Below are 18,689 nucleotides of genomic sequence, written 5' to 3' on the forward strand. Positions count from 1 at the left end.
TGACGCACGCGCCGTTGGCGGCCATGACCTCGGCATAGCCCAGGCCAATCCCGCTCGCGGCTCCGGTGATCGCGACGACGCTGCCGCTCACATCGAAAAGTCTCTCTGTTTTCATGCTGTGACAAAGCCTTTGTTTCTTGACACTTTATTTGATTTCATATTTATTGTGATGTCTATATATGATTAACCCTAACTTCCTTTCACTGGCTTCGCTCGGCCTCGTGGCGCACACAGATGAGGCAGGTGAATGACCGCGGAGCAACTGGAGCAGTAGTCCGACGGCCAACGTTCCAACACCGATGTTGATCAAGGTGTCTAAGCATCCAGGCATCTAGATACTTGTGCTCACCCTATGATTGCCGATGTGGAGGCAGTAGCGCGTTGACATGGCCTGCTTCGCAGGCGTCGCGAAGGCAGATGACCTCGCGCCCCGAGTCCTTCACTCGCTGTGACTCGCTGGTCGTCACGCCTTCGCGCACGCCCGTATCACCTCCACGTGTTTGACCCACTCATGCACGTCTGCGGCACGCATCCAACCGCGACAGCGTGCCCGCGTCCTATGCGGACCGATCGGTGAGTTTGCGGATCTACGCTAATCGCCTGGTCGTTGCGGCTGAGGGGCAGCCCCCGTGCGAAGACATACGGATCATCGACCGCCGTCACGACACGGCCGGCCAGACCGTCTACGACTGGCGTCACTATCTGGCGGTGCTGAAACGCAAGCCGGGGCTTTGAGAAATGGAGCACTCTTCAGTGAACTGCCGCAGGGATTCCGACGGTTGAATCGCCCCGGGCGGTTCACCCGGTAGCTCTGTTCACCGCCGACGCGCGGGGTGACCCGCCGCTCGCGGCACCCTGCAATAACTCACGGGTATCGTAAGCCTTGTCCGCTGCGATCGTTCTTGGGTGCCCGCTAAGCAAGGTCTCCAGCTTCGCCAACGCCGCAGCCCGCACGCGATAGCCATCGGCGTGTGTGACACCGTTCCCACGACCCGAGCTGAGCGTGTTCCATCAACATATGCCCTTGGTAGGCCAGGATGCCCGCTGTGCTCTTGCTCCCTGTTTCGGAAGACAATAAGGAAATGAAAAATTCTGAAGCGCCGGCCGGCCTGTTGTCAAGTGGGCGCCAGGGCATCTCTAAAGCAGCTAAGGCGACGGGCCCCCAGTCCCCACAAACGGCGCTTCACGGCAATACGCAGGACTCCGACCTGATCTCCCAGACTGTGTCGGAATCCAGCCTTTCACGCATGCTTGGCGTCCTGTCCTTGTTCTCCACGGATGTCCCCTCACTGACAGTCGAACAGATAGCATTGCAGCTGAATGTTCCCAAGAGCACGGCCTACCGCTACATACAGGAACTGTGCAAGGTCGGCTTGCTGGTTCGGCTGGACCGCAGCATCACCTTAGGGCCCCGTATCATCGAACTCGACCGCTGCATTCGCGAGTCCGACCCGGTGATCCGCGCCGCAGCGCCGCCCATGCGCGCCCTGGCCGAGCAGACCGGTCTAGACGTGTTCATATCCAAACTCTATGGACACTCCATCATCACAGTGCATACGGAGTTCAACGATCCGCAGCAACCTTTGCGGTACGGGCGAGGGAGACCCGTGCCAATCCCCCGTGGCGCAAGCTCTAAGGCACTGGTAGCCTTCCTGCCCGCCGCGCGCCTGCGACGGCTGCATCAGGAGTTAGCCGAGGAATCTCACCACACACCACCTTGGGAGGCGTTCTACGATGAAGCGCAGCGCATCCGCAAGCAGGGCTACTGCCGCACTTCCGGCGAACTGAACGACAGCAAGACGGGTATCTCGGCACCAATTCTCGGCCGCGGGCGAATCGTAGTGGCCAGCGTGACGGCCCTGGGCAACGACGCGCGCCTGGCGCTGTTCAACGAAGAGGCGCTCGCAGAGCTAGTGATTCGGACCGCACAGTCCATCGGCGCGCGACTGTCCGCCGATGGCCACTTGTGAGCCTCCCTTCAGTCCACACGGATCTGGCGCTCCTTGACGATGCCGGCGTACCTAGCCTTGCCTTGTGCGATGCGCTGCGCCATCTGCTCTGGGGTGCTGTAGGCGATCCCGAATCCGAGGTTCGAGAAAACCGCCTTCACTGACGGCGCCTCAAGCGACGCGCGCATAGCCTCATTCAGGTGCGCCACGATTTGCGGCGGCGTGCCCGACGGGGCTAGCAGGCCAAAGAAGCCCTGAATGGCGAGGTCGGGAAGACCCACCTCGGCCGCAGTGGGAATCTCGGGGAACATCGCATCGCGGGCCGTCCCTGTCATAAACAGCGGCACCAACTGGCCCGCGCGCAACGCGCCGATCAGCGGTGAGGTGACCTCGTCCATCAACTGCGCCTCACCCTTGATGACAGCGTCCTTTGCCATGGCGGCCCCTTTATAGGCCACGTGCATTAGCTGTGTCCCGGTGATGGCCATGAAGATCTCGCCCATCAGGTGGTTGCTGGACCCGGCGCCCGCCGAGGCGAAATTCAGGGTGCCCGGGTTGCGCTTCGCCAATGCGATGAATTCGGCCGTCGTTTTCACGCCCGCCGAAGGGCTCGTCGCGAACACGAATGGCTGCGTCGCTCCGAGGCTCACCGGCACCAGCGTCGCGACATGCTCCTGGTCCGCGTACAGCACGGGCGCCGCTGTCAGGCTGCTGCCGCTACCCCACAGCAAGGTGTAGCCGTCGGGCTTGGCAAACGCGGCCAGCTTGGTACCGATGCGCCCGCCGGCCCCGCCTTTGTTTTCCACGACCACGGCCTGCTTGAGCTTGAGGCTCAGCTGCTGGGCGACGGCTCGCGCCGAGATGTCGGTGGAACCTCCAGGCTCGAACGAAACGATAAGCGTGATTGGGCGCGAGGGGTAGGGCTCGGCCATTGCCATGGGGGCAGCAATGGCCGCGACACTGGCGATCAGCGCCGTCATGGCGGCATGGCATGTGAATGCGAAAGTGAGGTTATTCATCGAAAGCTCCACGGTAGGTCAACCGGTTCGACAGGGATTCCGCATGCGGCAGTCTCTCAATCGAGCGACAGGCTGGCCTCCTTCGCAACGCGCCTCCACTTTTCGCTCTCTCGCGCGAGCTTGCGGCGAAACAGTTCCGCGCCGCCGGCAGTGACGAGCACGCCGCGCGTGCTCAGGCGGTTCTCGACGTCGGGCGTGCGGATCACCTTGCCCAGAGCCGCCTCCAGCTTCTTCACCACCTCTGCCGGCGTGCCCGCCGGCGCGAACACGCCCATCCAACCCTCTGCCTCCAGGCCCCTGTAGCCGGCTTCCTGCAGCGTTGGCACGTCGAGCAGATCCTTGAGACGGTGTGGCGACGGTGTGGCGAGCGCCTTGAGCTTGCCGGCCCTGATCTGCGGCAGCACGACGGCCGTGGTCTCAAACGCGAAGTCGACCTCGCCCGCCAATAGCGCGGTCATGGCCTGCTGGCTGCCCTGGTAGGGTACGTGGGCCGCTCGGGCGCCCGTGGCTGACAGGAAAAGCTCGCCCATCAGGTGATTGGTGGACCCCATACCGAAAGACGAGAAGTTCAGCTTGCCGGGTTGCGCCTTCGCCCGCGCCACCAGTTCCTGCACCGTGCTCTCTTCGGCTTTTGCGGGCGCCACCAGCACAAAGGTTACGCCGCCGACCTCAGCGATCGGCTCGAAGTCTTTCAACAACTCGTAGGGCGCCGTCTTGCGGGTGATGGGGTTGATCAGCAACTCCGCTCCCGTGCCGAAGAACAGGGTGTAACCATCGGGCTTGGCACGCGCTACCGACAGCGCGCCGATTGTCCCGCCTGCGCCTGCACGGTTGTCCACCACGATAGGCTGGGCCAATTCAAGCGCCAGCCTTTCGGCCACTATGCGTGCTGCCCCATCAGTGCCGCCTCCGGGCGGAAAGCCCACCACCAATCGCACGGCGGTGGCTGGGTAGCCATCGGCCGCGGCCAGCGCCGGCAGGCAGCCGGCTGCGCAAAGCAGGATGAGATATTTCAGGAGCTGCATGGACATTCCTCTGTCGGACATGGGTGGGACGAACGGAAGCGAAATCAGTGCGAGGCGGCCGGGGCTAGCCCGCGTCTTGCGCGCTCTAACTCTCCCTGTGCGGCGGCGGCTTCCTCGGCCGCGCGAACACTGGAGCGCCCACCGACGCGGGCGAGGTAGGCCTCCAAGTGCCGCCAGCCCGAGGTGTCGATGGCATGGGCGCGCGTCCACATCGCGATCGTGTAGCAGTGGGCATCCGCGATAGTGAACGTCGCCCCGGTCAGGAAATCGTGCCCAGCCAGTTGCGCGTCCAGCCATTGCAGGCGCAGCTGCAAGTACTGGCGCGCCAGCAGCCGGTACTCGGGGGGCGTGGTAGCCTTGAACAAGGGCATGAAGCCGCCCTTGTGCAGGTCCGCCGCGACGAAACTCATCCACTCCAGCACGCGGTAGCGTGCCAGCCCCTGGGACGGGAGCAGCGTAGTGCCGGGGCACTGGTCGGCCAGGTACTGCATGATGATGCAGCCTTCGCTCAGGTGTTGTCCGTCGGCCATCTCCAGCGTCGGCACCGTTCCCTTGGTGTTAACGAGGTGGTAGTCGGTGCCGTCCTCCAGCAGCTTGGTCTTCATGTCGACCCACGCCAGGGTCAATGGCAGCTGCAGTTCACGTGCAACGATATCAACCGCGAGCGAGCAGCCGCGAACTTCATGGTAAAGCTTCATGGGGGTGTTCCTTCGGGACGTCATTCAAAGAGGCAAAGGGATTGGCAGGAATCTCAAACGGTAGCGATCGGCGACACAGGCGAACCCGCCGCACCGGGCAGGTTCAAGGGCGGCGCTGTCAGCAGGAAGCGGCTGCGTCCGTGCGCGCCAAGCCAGCGGGCGAGGTCGCCCAAGCGCCAAAGCTCGCCCAGATGAATGCCGTTTTTGAATAGGCAGTGCTCGTGAAGCGGCAGCATCGCGTGGCGACCCTCCAGGCGCATGCCTGCGGGCATGAGCTCCACCGCAAAGTTGTCCGAGATCAGCGCAGGAACGCCGATATCGGTGATCCAGTTCAGCAGCCGCTGGTCGCCGCCGTTCAGGCCGGGGCAAGCGCAGAGCAGTTGCCGTGCATCGGGCTGCTTGCCCATTGCGAGGATCATGTCGCCCAGGCCGCTGTGTAGGCACAGAAAGTCGCCCCGCTCCACTGTCACCCGGTCGCGATCACAAATGCGCATCAGATCGTCGTAGCCGACTGCGTGGTGCTGCGTCCCGTAGTGCCGATGCAGGTCGACCATGACAGCGCGTCCCTGCACGCCATGTTCGGCCAAGTGCTCAATGCCCAGTGCTTCGGCGCGGGGGCCTTCCCAGGTGTCCCAGCGAGCAGGGCCGTCGGCGCGCGCTCGAGTGCCGGGCCGCACGTCGGTGCCCGCGCGGTAACCGTTGTAGAACACCATTTCCTCGACACCGTCGCCGTCCGCATCGAACTCTGCGCCAGCATGCGCCAGCCCGTCCCACTGCGTGGAATACTGCGTGTGCAGCACCACCACGTCATCGTTGAAGACGTCGGTGTAGAACGGGTTGACGCGCGACATGGCAAAGCAGAAGCACTGCTCGCCCTCGTGCGGCGCGCCGCGCAAAGTCGCGAAGTGTTGTGGTGGATGCCGACGCGGGTGCAGTGCGTTGCCGCCCGGATAGTCGAGAGGCAGCGAGAGGTTGAAGGTGCGGCCTTCATTGACCTCCGCCAGGCCCCTGCGAACTTGTGCAGGGCCGACCAGGTTCATAGAGCCGCACTGGTCATTGGGGCCAAAGTCGCCCCAGTTCGAACCATCAGGCCGGCGGGTCCATCGTTGCTGGGTCATGCGCATTACCCCGTTCGCTCAGGCCGAGGCCGCGCTATCGATCTCGATCTTCTCGGCCGCGAGTGCGGCTCGAACGCTCGGACGTTCGGCGATGCGCTGCAGGTACGCCGTCAGATGCGTCCACTGCGACAAGTCGATTTGGTGCAGGGCGCTCCACATCACGATCGTGTAGAGATAGGCATCAGCCGCAGTGAAGCGTTCGGCATGGAGGAACTGGCGGTCGCTCAAGAGCGTGTCGAGCCAGGCCAGGCGCTTGTTCAAGTTCTCGATCGCGATTGCGCGGTAGGCGGCCGGCGTGGTGGGACGAAACAGCGGCGTGAAACCCTTGTGCAGCTCCGAACTGGTAAAGCTCAGCCACTCAAGCACCCGATAGCGCGCCATGCCGAGTTTGGTCGGCAAAAGGTCCTCGGCTGCGTGGCCGTCGCACAGGTACTGGATGATCACGCTGCCCTCAGTCAGGAACTGGCCATCGTCGGTCTGCAGTGCAGGCACTTGGCCCTTGGGGTTGATCAGGAAGTAGTCGCCGCCGTCCTTGAGCTTCTTGGTGCGAACGTCGACCCAGACGCGTTCAAGCGGGATGGCGGCTTCGCGCGCGACGATGTCGACGGCCAGGGAACAGGCATGCGGCGTTAGATAAAGCTTCATGGAGAACTCCGGTTTGCGGAAATGTCAGAGGTGCAACGCAAGCAGCCGCTACTGCACTGACTGGGGGTGGGCCACCAGTGCGGCCTTCACCGGGGTCCACGCGATTGCCGTGATCTCACTGAACACGCGCCACTCCTTGTGCCAGCGTCGGCCACCGTCGTCGGAACGGTAGAGGTCGCCGTATTTGGTGCCGGCGAACACCAGTTCCGGCCTGGCGGCATGCACGCCGAAGGCCCAGACTGTGGAGTTTGGCGCCACGTCGATGCGTGATTCGGTCCAGCTCTGCGCGCGGTCCGTAGAACGGTAAATGCGGGTGCGGCGCCCCGGAGTGCCGTCGCCCATGGCGAGCAATAGCGTTTCCGATCCCGGCAGTACCTGCACAGTACGGGTGTAGTAGAGGCCGTCAAAACAGTCGCGGGAAAGCTCGCCCCGCCAACTCTTGCCGTCGTCGATGCTGCGGTGTACGCAATTCACCGTCAGCACCAGTGCCGTCTTGGGCGCGTCGGCCGTGGCCGGCAGCACGGTGATTGCATGGATGTCCTGGTTGCGAATGCTGCCGGGCACGCCTTCGGCCAGCCGCTCCCAGCTTTCGCCGCCATCGCGGCTACGCCAGGTGCCGCCCTCCTCCACTCCGAACCAAACGGTGGCGCTGTCTTCGGGATCGATACAGATGGTCAGCAACCGCGGCCGGTGCACGCCCGCACAGAACTCGGGGATCTCCGGTGCGAGCCGGGTCCAGGTCTCGCCGGCATCGAGCGAGCGATGGATGGCGGCGCGCGAAGGTGAGCCGGTACCCGCGAACAGCACACGCGGGTCGCGGGAGTCGACTGCGATTGACCAGACGGTCTGGCCGGTCAGCAAGCCTTCGGCGCGGCGCCAGTGCACGCCACCATCGGTGCTAATGCTCAGCCCGCTGTCGGCGCCTGCATAAATTCGCTGTGGCTGCGTTGGGTCCACGGCCAGAGCGCGCACTGTGCCGTCGAACTCGATGGACTCCTTCAAGCCCAGCCTGTGCCAAGTAGCTCCCTCGTCGTTACTGCGCAGGATGCCCTGGCCGGCCGTGGCCACCAAGACGGTGCATGTGAATGGCGTCATTTCTTTCTTTCGAATGGTTCGTGGTGCAGGTCGCCGCGCGTCACGCCTCGTTTCGAGGCATTTCCTCTTGGCACACATTCCGTTTTTACCTAAATGCGAGAAATATGCCATCTATCGAAACTACCTATGCGGCTGTTTTCGATGCAGGACAGTGAGTCGGCAGTCAGTGACAGTGAAACCTCTCCTATGGACAGGATGATAAAAATGCAAGTACGATTAGAACTTCTTTCCTGTATTTTGATAATTTCTTCAATCACACACAGGAAAAGCGTTGCATTTTTTCCCTGATAGGACCCCATGAAGACCCCTAACCTGAACGTGTTCCACATCCGCAAGTGGTATCTGCAGGTCGACGACACCCTGGCCGGCGAGAGCGGTATGCCGGCCGACGGCGAGCCTCTGCGCAAGATCGTGATTGCCGCTTGTATCCACAATCCTTTTGCGGGCCGCTACGAAGCCGATCTTTCCTCTTGGATCGAGCCTTCCCCGGTGCTGGGGCGCGAGTTCGGCCGGCGCATCTGCGAAGCCGCCCAGGGCCGCTCCATCCAGAGCTATGGCAAGGCCTGCCTGGTCGGCATCGACGGTGAATACGAGCACGGCAATGCACTGCTAACCAACCCTGCGGCCAATCCGGTTCGCGATGGCGTGGGCGGCGGCAAGTCTTGGGTGCCATCAACGGGCAAGCGCGGCGGCCCGGGAACGACGATCGACATCCCACTGGCCCACAAGGACGCGCTCTATGTGCGCTCGCACTACGACACCATCAGCGCCATGTTTGGCGACGGGCCCAACGCCGACGAGGTGCTGGTGATCTGGGCCTTTGCCACGCGCGGGCGACTCAACGCACGCCTGGGCGGCTTGCAGGCCTCCGAGATCCAAGGCCAGGACGGCCTGGTGTGAACGTGCCTCCCCTCCCACACATCGGCAGAAAGCAACTCCCCATGAAGCGATCACTCGTCACATGCATCGCCACCCTGGCCACTTGGTGCGTGGCCAACGTGGCGCAGGCGCAGACAACCTGGCCTAGTGAACGGCCCATCGGGCTCGTAGTGCCCTTTGCCCCTGGCGGCGGCACCGACATCCTGGCGCGGCTGGTGGCCCAGAAGCTAGGCGAACAAATGGGTCAGACCATCGTGGTCGACAACAAGCCCGGAGCCAACGGCGCCCTTGCACTGCAGGCCGTCGAGCGTGCCAAGTCGGACGGCTACACGCTGATGTTCGGCAGCAGTTCAACGCACGTGCTAGCGCCGCTGATGTCGGACGACAAGAAAGCGATGGAAGGGGTGCGCAAAAAATCCGTGATGGTCAGCATAGTCGCGGAGACGCCGCTGGTATTAGCCGTGAGTGCACGTTCGGAGATAAGCACCCTCAGCCAGCTGCGGCAGGTAGCGCGCACCAAGTCCCTAACCTATGGCACTTTCGGCACGGGCTCGTCGCCGCATGTGCTCGGCGAATTGCTCGCCGCACGCACCGGCACCCAGCTGCTGCACGTGGCCTACAAAGGCTCGTCCCCAGCGATCACTGATCTGCGCGGCGGCCATATCGACAGCGTTTTCCTGACCGTCGCGGCCCTCAGCGCGCAGGTGGAATCCAAAGAGATCAGGCCGCTGGCAGTAACCGGCGCGCGCCGCGTTCAATCTCTGCCCGACGTGCCGACGTTCACCGAGGCTGGCATCACCGGTTTAGGGGATTCGGGCTGGTTCGCCGTCTTCGCGCCAGCGGGCACGCCGGTCGCGGTGCTGGAGCGGCTGCATGCCGGAGTGACGAAGGTGATGACGCTGCCGCAGGTGCAAGCCAAGCTGGTGGAGCTGGGCCTGCAGCGCGCGCCCGGCAATCGCGAGGAAGATGCCGCGGCGTGGGACCGCTCCATCATACAGACCCACAAGATCCTGCGGCAGATAAAGATTACCAGCAAATGACAACCATCTCCATGAACCCAGGGGACGCAGCGCCGCACGTCGCCAGTTCGCACTTCGTCCAGCTGGGGGAGCTGCGTTTCCACTATGTTGCATGGGGACCTCAAGGCGCGCCCGTCGTGCTGTGCCTGCACGGCCTGCGTAGTTACGCTAGGACCTTTGCGCCACTGGCATCGGTCCTGGCCGACGAATTCCGTGTCGTCGCGCTAGACCAGCGTGGCCGCGGCCGGACCGACTGGGACCCGGCGCGCAACTACCATGCGGCCCGCTACGCGGGCGACATCGCAGAGTTCATCGACGCACTCGGTCTTGACACCGTACATCTGCTGGGGCATTCGATGGGCGGCATCAATAGCTTGGTCTACGCGCTGACCCATGGACAGCGGCTGCGCAGCCTTGTCCTCGAAGACAGCGGCCCCGGCGCCTCTCGCTGCAGCGATGGCGCCCATCGCATCAATACCGAACTCGCCCGGACGCCCGCTTCGTTTCCAGATTGGGAGACGGCGCGGCGGTTCTGGCGCTCCATCCGACCCACCATCACGGAGGCGGCGATCGATTCGCGGGTTGCGAATTCCATGCGCGAGGCCGACGGTGTCGTCACATGGGCGCACGATCAAGCTGGCATCACGCACTGCCGCATGCACCCCACGCAGCCGGATCCCGACCTCTGGCCCTGTGTGGCTGCGATCGCCTGCCCGACGTTGCTGCTGCGCGGTGCCGAATCGGACTATCTTTCACGTGACACCTTCGCGCAAATGCTTGCAGCAAACGACCTGATTACGGGCCTCGAAGTCGCCGGCGCCGGACACTACGTGCACGACGACCAGCCCGCGGCGTTCGCCAAAGCCGTTCATGCCTTTCTGAGCTCGCAGCGCAGCTGAGGCGCGTCGCGCGCGGGGCACTGCGAGCACCACAAAGAAAAGGACCGCTCTGCAGGAGTTGAGCCTCGCGGTTCTGGCCTACAGCTTCAAGCGAGTGATCAACATGAATGGCTCAGCATGGATTGCTTGCGCTGCAGCAGCTGCCCCGCAGGACACACGAAGTGGTCATGCGCGGCGTCGTAAGTGAAGGCTGCACGGTCATAGAGCGCGCCAGCCGCCTGGTTGTTCACCGCACCACGGGCCGCCACATAGCAGTCCATGCCATGGGTTTGCAGTGCCGCGACCTGAGTGCCGTTGGCATAACCCGCATTGGCCACCACTGTGCATGGCGCCTGCAGCACATCTCAGGCGGCCTCGGCCATGGGCTGGAGTTACCTCTGATCGTTGGCCTCGGCGCAGACCTCGTGGGCCACGATCAGGTGGCTGCCTGCTTCTACCGCCGTCTGCAGGTTGTAGCCCGGGGCACCGTTCAGGCTGCGCATGACTTGGGCTTCGGGCTCGGTCGTGATCTGCAGGGTCTTGCCACTGGCAGCCAGGGCCCTGGCCTGCTCGGCGATGGAGTCGCGCTCGGCTTGGAGCCGAGCCAGAGCCTTGCGCACACGAACGGCCTGCCCGGATGTTGATGCGTGCTGGCGGTCGGCCTCCTTGAGCAAGGAGAGGTAGCGCTCGATCTCTTGGGCATTGCGCAGGGCTTGCTCGCCCAGACTGCGCGGGCCGACGATGGCCTTGCGTGATGCCACCGCCTGCACCTTGGTGCTGTCGATGGCCACGGTGCTGGAGACGATAAGGCGTTGGCTGCGGGCGAATTGCATGAAGGCCGCGCAGATCGCGACCAACGCGTACAGGTTGGTGCGGCGGAACTCGGCGATGGGTTTGTGGTGGGGCGCCACGCATGCGAGCAGCCACATGCACTCGACGTTGCGATGGCATTCGCGCTCGAGTGCGCGAGATGAACGCACAGCATTGAGGTACCCCAGAGGTACAACCGCAACAGCTCAGCAGGGTCGTAAGGCGGTGCCCCCAAGCGCTGAGGCATGGGCATGGACTTGGCCAAGCCCAGTTCGGCCAACGGCAATGCCGCGATCCACGCGTCGATCACTCAGGCCAAGGCGTCGGGCCCAACGAGCTCATCGAGCATCACAGGAAACAACGCCGCCTGCTCGCGGCTCTCCCCACTGCGGTGGACCATCGGGATGCTCCACAAACAACGATGCCCTCCAGACTAGCGCCTACAGGGCATCGTGGCTAGAACCGCATCGGACTATTTACACAGCCTGTTTGCGGGCCTTTTCTTTGCCCCTCTCGCGTTTCTCAAGTCGTCCGCGTGATGCACAAGTTGCCGATTCGGGCTACCGACTTCCCGAGCGCCGCTCCTAGCATGCGATGCACCGGGCAAGCCCCTTCGGCAGCGCGGTCAGAAGCCGGCGTCCCTCTCCTCAGGGCCCGTTGTTGCCCCCATCGTCAACCTAGGAAAGCCATGAGCGCCATCCTGCCTCCGCACGCCGCCAACACGCTCAGACGTGACGCGCTCGGCGTCTACTTCATCGTCTTCTTCGTCGTCTCGGCCGCCAGCCCACTCAGCGTGATCGCTGGCGGCTTTCCCATCGGCATCATGCTCGGCAACGGCGCCGGCACGCCGGCACTGCTGCTGGCCGCCCTGGCGGTGCTGCTGGCGTTTTCGGCAGGCTATACCACTATGGCCCGGCATGTCACCAACGCCGGGGGCTTCTATGCGTTCTCGTCGACCGGTCTGGGTGGGCTGGCCGGCGGCGCCGCCGGCGTGCTCGCACTGTTCGCGTACAACGTCCTGCAGATCGGCCTGTATGGCATGTTCGGCGGGGTCGTCGCGGCCACGATGGCGACAACGTTCGGTTTCGTGGTGCCCTGGTGGGTCTGGTCGCTGCTCGCCCTGACAAGCATCGCCATCCTGGGCTACCGCAATGTCGACTTGTCGGCGCGCGTTCTGGCGCTGGTGGTGATAGCGGAGTACGCGGCCATCCTAACGCTGGACATCGCCATCCTGCATGCGGGCGGCGACAGCGGCATCCACCTCGACTCGTTCAAGCCATCCCATGTGTTCAGCGGCACGCCCTCCATCGGATTGCTGTTCTGCTTCGCGGCCTTCATTGGCTTCGAAGCCACGACGATCTATGGAGAGGAGGCCAAGGACCCGCAGCGCACCATCCCACGCGCCACCTATGCGTCGGTGCTGCTGATCGGGGCCTTCTACGGGGTGTCGATCTGGGCCCTGATCGTGGGCGTGGGCACCGACAAGATCGTGCCGCTGCTCCAGTCGTTGCAGGATCCCACGACCTTCCTTTACGGGGTATCCGACCACTATGCCGGCCCGGGCCTCACGGCCGTGATCCGGGGGCTCTTCATGGTCAGCATCTACGCGGGCCTGCTGGCATTCCACAACGCGGCTGCGCGCTACTTCTATGCCATTGGAAGAGACGGCCTGCTGCCGGCCTGGCTGGGTACGACCCATCGCATCCATCAGAGCCCGCACTTGGGTTCTGCGCTGCAAAGTGCCGTAGCCGCAGCGGTGGTGCTGGCCTTTGCAGCCTTCGGCGCCGACCCTATCCTCCAGCTCTTTGCCTGGCTGTCCAGCTTAGCCACACTGTGCGTCATTGGCCTGATGGCGCTGACCTCCGCGGCCGTGCTGGCTTACTTCCGCCGCCGACCCGAGCTGCAACTGGGCATATGGCGCGCGCGCCTGCTGCCTGCACTGGCATGCGCGGCGCTGCTGTGCGTTTTGGTCGTCGCTGTGCTGCATTTCGATGTGCTCACAGGCGCCAGCAAGCCCCTCTCGTACGCCCTGTGCTCGTCGATCCTCATCGCCCTCGCCGTTGGCATAGCGCTGGCTGCGCGGCTGCGCCGCCGAGCACCTGAACGCTTCTGTCGCCTGGGCAGCCACAAACTGTGATGCCCTCTTCCCTCCTGTCCATTCCAACTCCCGCCATGACTCCCGACTACACCCACTACAAAACAGCCCAGAAAAAGTTTTGGCACCCCATGCGCTCGGCCACCCCTGACAGCCTGCAGCACACGGTGATCATCGCCAGCGGCGACGGTAACTACGTCACGGATGTGGACGGACACCGCATGCTCGACGGCGTCGGTGGCCTGTGGAACGTCAACGTGGGCCACAAGCGCCCCGAGGTGGCCGAGGCCATCACGCGCCAGCTGGGCGAAATCGCTTATTACCAGACCTTCGACGGAATCGCGCACCCACGCGTCTACGACCTGTCGGAGCGACTGACCGCGATGTTCGCCGCGGAGGACATGCAGCGTGTGCTGTTCAGCAGCGGCGGCTCGGACGCGGTGGAGACCGCGCTAAAGATGGCACGCCAGTACTGGATCACCGAAGGCCACCCGGGTCGCACCCGCTTCCTGTCACTGCGCAATGGCTATCACGGCGTGCACATGGGGGGCACCTCGGTCGGCGGAAATCACGTCTACCACCACAACCACGGTCCGCTACTGGACGGCTGCCATCTGCTGGACACGCCCTGGCTCTACCGCAACCCCTGGAACTGCCGCGACCCCGAGCAGCTCGTCAACCTGTGCATCGGTCAGATGGAAGAACAGATCGCGCAGCTGGGTGCGCACACCATCGCTGCCATGATCGCCGAGCCGGTGCAGGGCGCCGGCGGTGTAATCGTGCCGCCGGCCAGCTACTGGAAGCGGCTGCGTGAAGTGTGCGACCGGCACGGCATCCTGCTGATCGCCGACGAGGTCGTCACCGGCTTCGGCCGCACGGGCGCCATGCTCGGCAGCCGTGGCTGGGGCGTGGCGCCTGACATGCTGTGCCTGGCCAAGGGCATCTCGGCCGGCTACATCCCGCTGGGCGCAACGATGTTCAACGGGCGCATTGCACGGGCCATCGAGGGCGCGCCGGGCTTCGCAAGCGTGATCATGCACGGTTACACCTACAGCGGCCATCCACTGGCCTGTGCGGCGTCGCTCGCGGTGCTGGACATCGTGGAGAAGGAAGACCTGCCCGCCAACGCGGCGCGCGTCGGTGCCGCGCTGATCGAACAGCTGCAGCCGCTCGCCGAACGATTCGATGTGGTCGGCGACGTGCGCGGCAAGGGCCTGATGATCGCGCTCGACCTGGTCGCTGACAAGCAGACGCGCGAGCCGATCGATCCCATGCAGGGCCACGCCGCACGGGTGGCCGAGGTTGCGCGTCGCGCGGGCGTACTCGTACGTCCCGTGGGAACCAAGATCATCCTCTCGCCGCCGCTGACTCTGACGTTGCCCGAAGCGGGCGTGATTGGGACCACGCTGCACGACGCATTCGCCCGCTGCGCCTGACGGCATTGACGGCGCCTTCCGACCACCCAACGAGAACACCCCATGTCGCACTCCCTCCGCCAGCGTGCCCGTCAAACCATGGCCGGGGCCATGCTGATCGCTGCCAGTTTGTCGCCATCTGCGCATGAACTATTCAATGCAGACGGCTCGACATTGAACGCCGACCTGAGCGCCGTCTACGCGCTGATCAATAGCCAACGTAACTACGACGGCCGCGAAGGCGGATCGCACTGGCGAGAGGGCTTTCTCAAGTACGGCCTGAGCGGCAGCACTGCGCGCATCCGTGCCGGCACACTCTATGGCGGCTTCAACCTGGTGAGCTCGGCCACCTGGGGTGACGGCGATGCCGGCGGCCTGTCGGACGGCACGGAGCGCCGCACGAGCATCGAGGATGCCTTCGTCGGCTGGCGGTCCAGCGATCTCTTCCCCACGCTGGGCACGAACGGCTTTGACCTCTCGGTGGGCCGCCAGGCAGTCAAGATCGGCAACGGCTTCCTGGTGATGGACGACGGCCTGAACCCCGGTCGGCGCGTGGCCGGCAGCACGTTCGACCGGGGCGGTGCCTACTACCTGGCGGCACGCCACGCGTTCTCCGGCACCACGGTCCTGCGGCTGGGTGGGGACCAGGGCCTTCATGGCAGTGCCATGTGGCTCAAGTCAAGCAACCGGGCGCAGGCCAACACCGAACTCGCGGCCGGAACGCTGGAGCACACCAGCGCGGCCGGGACCCTGGGCTTGACCTACATCCGCGGCCTGGACGTGGACCCGCGCTACGCCAGCGATGCGCAAAGACTGCGCAAGGGCATGGACGTCTACAGCCTGCGTGGCGAAGGCAGCGCCGGCTTGCCCAACACCAGCCTGGCGTTCGAAGTCGCGCGCCAAGACACGCGCCAAGGCAGCGCCACCGCATGGTATGGGCAGGCCGGCTACACCTTTGCTGACTGGCCCTGGAGCCCCACACTGACCTACCGTTACGCCCGATATGGCCAGACCTGGGATTCGCTGTTCACCGGCGGCTTCCGCGGGTGGCTGCAGGGCGAAGTCGCCGGAAACTATGCAGGTCCGTTCAACACCAATGCCGGCGTGCACCACGTGTCGCTGGGCGCCAAGCCCACCGAGATCCTGACGCTGGGTGTGCTGTTCTTCGACTTTCGCACCTTGCGCGAGCGGCAGACGCTGGCACTGGACGCGCGCGAGCTGAACCTGTTCGCCGAATGGGCCGTGCACGAGCACCTGATCGTGATGCCGATGGTCGGCCTGTACAAGCCACGGCGCTACGCAGGCCATGGCGGCAACCAGAGCGGCAACGCTGCCACCAACGTCTACGCGCAACTACTGCTGATCGCGCCGTTCTGACGACGCTCGCGCCGCAGCTCAATACGCCAGTAGCGCACCGGCCGGCCGGGCGCTGCGTGAGCGCCGCGTGCGTGACGGCAACTCGCCGAACAGTTCTTCGTACTCCGCAGCGAAATGACTCAGATGCGTGAACCCCCAATCGGAAGCCACCTGCGCGATGGTCGCCGCCTCCGGGGCCGTCGCCATCAGCTGGCGGCGCACGCCGTTCAGGCGGATACAGCGAATGTAGTGCACCGGCGTGGTCTGCGCGACGCTGCGAAAGCTGTTCTGCAACGTACGGCGGCTAATGCGCAGGCGTTGGCACAGTTCCACCACTTCGGGCCGACGGCCGGTGTCGGTCAGCGTGATGCCGTGGCACTTCTCCACGATGAAGCTGGCGGGCGAACTGCCCAGGCGGTGGCCGGCATCGCAGGCCGGGTCTGCTGCCAGGCCCAGCAACGCATCGAGCAAGCTGCGTTCGAGCTCCTCCTGCATGGCCTGAGGCACGAGCAGATGAGGATCGGTGATGGCCTGGCAGAACACCTGCAGCAGTGTGGCGCGGATCTGCGCCAGGCGCTGCGGCTGCACTCGCAGCACGGGCTGGCGCGACAGCGCCGCCAGCGTCTGCCGCCCGTCCCGCGCAAGGGCCTGCTCGACGCTGCCAGCCTCAAAGGTCAATGCCAGCAGGTCCGCGCCCTGCGGCATGTGGAACACAAATTCCTCGCCGCCGCGCAGCACGAACAGACTGTGCAGGTCAGCCTCGCGGCCCTGCATGCGCACCGCGCCGGGAAGGGCGAGCGGCACTGCGAAGCAAACCTTGCCCATCGGGGCCTGGCCGTGCTGCACCACGCGCTGGTTGATGCACTCGCGGAACACATGAAATGCGCCCTTGGACAGCTGCATCAGCGAACTGCGCAAGGGCCCGGGCGTGAGCTGGCTGTAAGTCTGGCGCCAGTCGCGCACCGAGGCAGCGTGCTGATGGATATCGCGAAACCGGTCGATGGAGGCCACCATGCCGCCGCATGAAGGCGGTTGGAACACCCTGTTCAAATCGTTATTCTCCAATGAAGGGATTTTCACTTTGTATATCTAATTATTTTCCCGTCATAGTTAATCATTTCCCACATAAAAAGAATTCACGCAATCCCTATGCCAGGCATTCGCGCCTTTCGCTGCCGGCCCGGGCACGACCGATCCCCAGGAGTACCTCTTTTGTCTCACTCAACTTTCACCCCGCAGCGGATTCAGAACTTCATCGACGGCAGCCTGCAGAACGCAGCCGGCGATGCCCGCTTCGACAAACTCGCGCCCGCCACCGGCACGCTGCTCGCGCAGGTGGCGGATGCGTCCGCCGAAGACGTGGACCTCGCCGTGCAGGCGGCGGCTCGCGCTTTTGAGCAGCGCTGGAAGAGCGTGGCCGGGGCCCAGCGCGCGCGGATGCTGAACCGCCTTGCCGACGTGCTTGAGCGCGACGCTTCGCTATTCGTGCAGACCCTGGCCGCCGAGCAGGGCCGACCGCCCATGGAAATGACGCTCATGGATCTGCCCATGTGCGTCGACACGCTGCGCTACTTCGCAGGCTGGGCCGACAAGCTAGAAGGCCGCACCATCCCGACCGCCGGCTTCATGGGCGGCACCACCTTCAACTACACACGCCGCGTGCCGCTGGGCGTCGCCGCCCTGGTGATCCCCTGGAACGCGCCACTCATGATTTGCATTTGGAAGCTCGCGCCCGCCCTGGCGGCGGGCTGCACCGTGGTCATCAAGGCCCCCGAGGACGCGCCGCTGGCCATCGCGCAATTGGCAGACGCACTGGTCGAAGCAGGGTTCCCGCCGGGCGTGGTCAACATAGTGCACGGGCGGGCAGCGACCGGTGCTGCGCTGGTTGGCCATGCGCTGGTGCGCAAGATCAGCTTTACGGGCAGCACCAACGTGGGGCGCCTCATCGCACGCGATGCCGCAGCCTCGTTCAAGCACCTCACGCTGGAACTCGGAGGCAAGGCAGCGCAGATTGTGTTTCCCGATGCCGACATAGCGCAGGCGGTGCAAGGCGTCGCGATGGGGCTATTTGCGAACCAGGGCCAGACATGCGCGGCCGGTTCGCGGGTGCTCGTGCATCGCTCGCTGATAGGCGCTTTCGAGCAGGCCCTGGGCGCGGCCGCCCGCTCTATGCGGGTGGGACGCCCCGACGAGGCGGGCGTGCAGATGGGGGCACTGATCAATGCGCGCCACCAGCAGCGTGTGCGCGACTGCATCGCGGCAGGCCTGGACGAAGGTGCGCGCATGGTCGCAGGCGAAGAAGCCGTACCAGCCGAGGGCTTCTTCGTGCGCCCCACCCTCTTTGCCGACGTGCGCAACGACATGCGCATCGCGCAGCAGGAGATCTTCGGCCCGGTCGGCATGCTGATCCCCTTCGATAGCGAGGACGAGGCCGTGCAGATGGCCAATCACAGCGAATTCGGATTGTCCGCATCGCTGTGGACGCGCGATCTCGCCACCGCGCACCGCGTGGCGGCATGGCTCGAGGTCGGCGCGGTGGCCGTCAACTGTTGGAGCCCGCTTGATGCGCGGCTGCCATGGGGTGGGGGCAAGGACAGCGGCCTGGGCCGCGACCTGTCGGCCAAGGCGCTGGACACATACCTGGAAGAGCGGATCGTCACCGTGATGCTCTAGCAGCCATTCTTCCCG

17 protein-coding genes and 1 pseudogene are annotated in these 18,689 nt (G+C 64.5%); 9 read left to right on the forward strand and 9 right to left on the reverse strand.

Translation table 11 applies throughout. The features are described from left to right. Positions 1 to 534: 534 nt before the first annotated feature. Positions 535 to 782: pseudogene (locus ACSFB7_RS33195) on the forward strand (IS21 family transposase); the annotation flags it as partial. A 264-nt stretch (positions 783 to 1,046) separates the two neighbouring features. Beyond that, the gene (locus ACSFB7_RS33200) at positions 1,047 to 1,970 is read left to right on the forward strand and encodes an IclR family transcriptional regulator (RefSeq protein ID WP_435476591.1); all 924 of its coding nucleotides are present in this window, start codon (positions 1,047 to 1,049) and stop codon (positions 1,968 to 1,970) included. Positions 1,971 to 1,978: 8 nt separating this feature from the next. On the opposite strand, the gene ACSFB7_RS33205 is transcribed toward ACSFB7_RS33200, so the two are convergent. The 6 genes from ACSFB7_RS33205 to ACSFB7_RS33230 are packed head-to-tail and all read right to left on the reverse strand — an operon-like array spanning position 1,979 to position 7,549. After that, positions 1,979 to 2,968: a Bug family tripartite tricarboxylate transporter substrate binding protein gene (locus ACSFB7_RS33205; protein ID WP_435476592.1), complete on the reverse strand. Its 990-nt coding sequence runs from the start codon at positions 2,966 to 2,968 to the stop codon at positions 1,979 to 1,981. 56 nt (positions 2,969 to 3,024) lie between these two features. Next, positions 3,025 to 3,993: a Bug family tripartite tricarboxylate transporter substrate binding protein gene (locus ACSFB7_RS33210; protein WP_435476593.1), complete on the reverse strand. Its 969-nt coding sequence runs from the start codon at positions 3,991 to 3,993 to the stop codon at positions 3,025 to 3,027. Between the two features lie 44 nt (positions 3,994 to 4,037). Next, a complete protein-coding gene (gene gstA / locus ACSFB7_RS33215; protein ID WP_435476594.1) occupies positions 4,038 to 4,691 on the reverse strand; it encodes a glutathione transferase GstA in 654 nt (217 codons plus the stop codon). A 53-nt stretch (positions 4,692 to 4,744) separates the two neighbouring features. Continuing rightward, positions 4,745 to 5,815, reverse strand: coding sequence for a cyclase family protein (locus ACSFB7_RS33220; protein ID WP_435476595.1), 1,071 nt, complete (start codon positions 5,813 to 5,815; stop codon positions 4,745 to 4,747). Positions 5,816 to 5,827: 12 nt separating this feature from the next. After that, the gene (gene gstA, locus ACSFB7_RS33225) at positions 5,828 to 6,454 is read right to left on the reverse strand and encodes a glutathione transferase GstA (RefSeq protein WP_435476596.1); all 627 of its coding nucleotides are present in this window, start codon (positions 6,452 to 6,454) and stop codon (positions 5,828 to 5,830) included. A gap of 48 nt (positions 6,455 to 6,502) precedes the next feature. After that, the gene (locus tag ACSFB7_RS33230) at positions 6,503 to 7,549 is read right to left on the reverse strand and encodes a WD40/YVTN/BNR-like repeat-containing protein (protein WP_435476597.1); all 1,047 of its coding nucleotides are present in this window, start codon (positions 7,547 to 7,549) and stop codon (positions 6,503 to 6,505) included. A 297-nt stretch (positions 7,550 to 7,846) separates the two neighbouring features. Between ACSFB7_RS33230 and ACSFB7_RS33235 the strand changes: the two genes are divergently transcribed. From ACSFB7_RS33235 to ACSFB7_RS33245, 3 genes are read left to right on the forward strand one after another with little or no spacing between them, the layout of a single operon-like run. Further along, positions 7,847 to 8,449 (forward strand): amino acid synthesis family protein, encoded by a 603-nt coding sequence (locus tag ACSFB7_RS33235; RefSeq protein WP_435476598.1) that lies wholly within the window; start codon positions 7,847 to 7,849, stop codon positions 8,447 to 8,449. A gap of 41 nt (positions 8,450 to 8,490) precedes the next feature. Beyond that, the gene (locus ACSFB7_RS33240; protein ID WP_435476599.1) at positions 8,491 to 9,468 is read left to right on the forward strand and encodes a Bug family tripartite tricarboxylate transporter substrate binding protein; all 978 of its coding nucleotides are present in this window, start codon (positions 8,491 to 8,493) and stop codon (positions 9,466 to 9,468) included. 11 nt (positions 9,469 to 9,479) lie between these two features. Continuing rightward, positions 9,480 to 10,346 carry an alpha/beta fold hydrolase gene (locus tag ACSFB7_RS33245; RefSeq protein WP_435476718.1) on the forward strand — a complete coding sequence of 289 codons (867 nt, stop codon included), beginning with the start codon at positions 9,480 to 9,482 and terminating at the stop codon, positions 10,344 to 10,346. Between the two features lie 98 nt (positions 10,347 to 10,444). Here ACSFB7_RS33245 and ACSFB7_RS33250 read toward each other — a convergent pair whose 3' ends face one another. After that, positions 10,445 to 10,666: a hypothetical protein gene (locus tag ACSFB7_RS33250; protein ID WP_435476600.1), complete on the reverse strand. Its 222-nt coding sequence runs from the start codon at positions 10,664 to 10,666 to the stop codon at positions 10,445 to 10,447. 51 nt (positions 10,667 to 10,717) lie between these two features. After that, on the reverse strand, positions 10,718 to 11,323 hold the full coding sequence (locus tag ACSFB7_RS33255) for a transposase (RefSeq protein ID WP_435476719.1): 606 nt from the start codon (positions 11,321 to 11,323) through the stop codon (positions 10,718 to 10,720). A gap of 500 nt (positions 11,324 to 11,823) precedes the next feature. Between ACSFB7_RS33255 and ACSFB7_RS33260 the strand changes: the two genes are divergently transcribed. Genes ACSFB7_RS33260 through ACSFB7_RS33270 form a run of 3 tightly spaced genes read left to right on the forward strand, consistent with a single transcriptional unit; the run spans position 11,824 to position 16,022 of the window. Further along, positions 11,824 to 13,272, forward strand: a complete 1,449-nt coding sequence (locus ACSFB7_RS33260) for an APC family permease (RefSeq protein WP_435476601.1) — start codon at positions 11,824 to 11,826, stop codon at positions 13,270 to 13,272. Positions 13,273 to 13,307: 35 nt separating this feature from the next. Continuing rightward, positions 13,308 to 14,666 (forward strand): aminotransferase class III-fold pyridoxal phosphate-dependent enzyme, encoded by a 1,359-nt coding sequence (locus ACSFB7_RS33265; RefSeq protein WP_435476602.1) that lies wholly within the window; start codon positions 13,308 to 13,310, stop codon positions 14,664 to 14,666. Positions 14,667 to 14,708: 42 nt separating this feature from the next. Further along, positions 14,709 to 16,022, forward strand: a complete 1,314-nt coding sequence (locus ACSFB7_RS33270) for a hypothetical protein (protein ID WP_435476603.1) — start codon at positions 14,709 to 14,711, stop codon at positions 16,020 to 16,022. An 18-nt stretch (positions 16,023 to 16,040) separates the two neighbouring features. Here ACSFB7_RS33270 and ACSFB7_RS33275 read toward each other — a convergent pair whose 3' ends face one another. Continuing rightward, the gene (locus ACSFB7_RS33275) at positions 16,041 to 17,015 is read right to left on the reverse strand and encodes a helix-turn-helix domain-containing protein (protein WP_435476604.1); all 975 of its coding nucleotides are present in this window, start codon (positions 17,013 to 17,015) and stop codon (positions 16,041 to 16,043) included. A 198-nt stretch (positions 17,016 to 17,213) separates the two neighbouring features. On the opposite strand from ACSFB7_RS33275, the gene ACSFB7_RS33280 reads away from it, so the two are divergent. After that, positions 17,214 to 18,674 (forward strand): aldehyde dehydrogenase family protein, encoded by a 1,461-nt coding sequence (locus ACSFB7_RS33280; RefSeq protein ID WP_435476605.1) that lies wholly within the window; start codon positions 17,214 to 17,216, stop codon positions 18,672 to 18,674. Positions 18,675 to 18,689: the final 15 nt, after the last annotated feature.

Source organism: Variovorax raffinosi (genome assembly GCF_051216615.1).
Taxonomy (GTDB): Bacteria; Pseudomonadota; Gammaproteobacteria; order Burkholderiales; family Burkholderiaceae_C; genus Variovorax.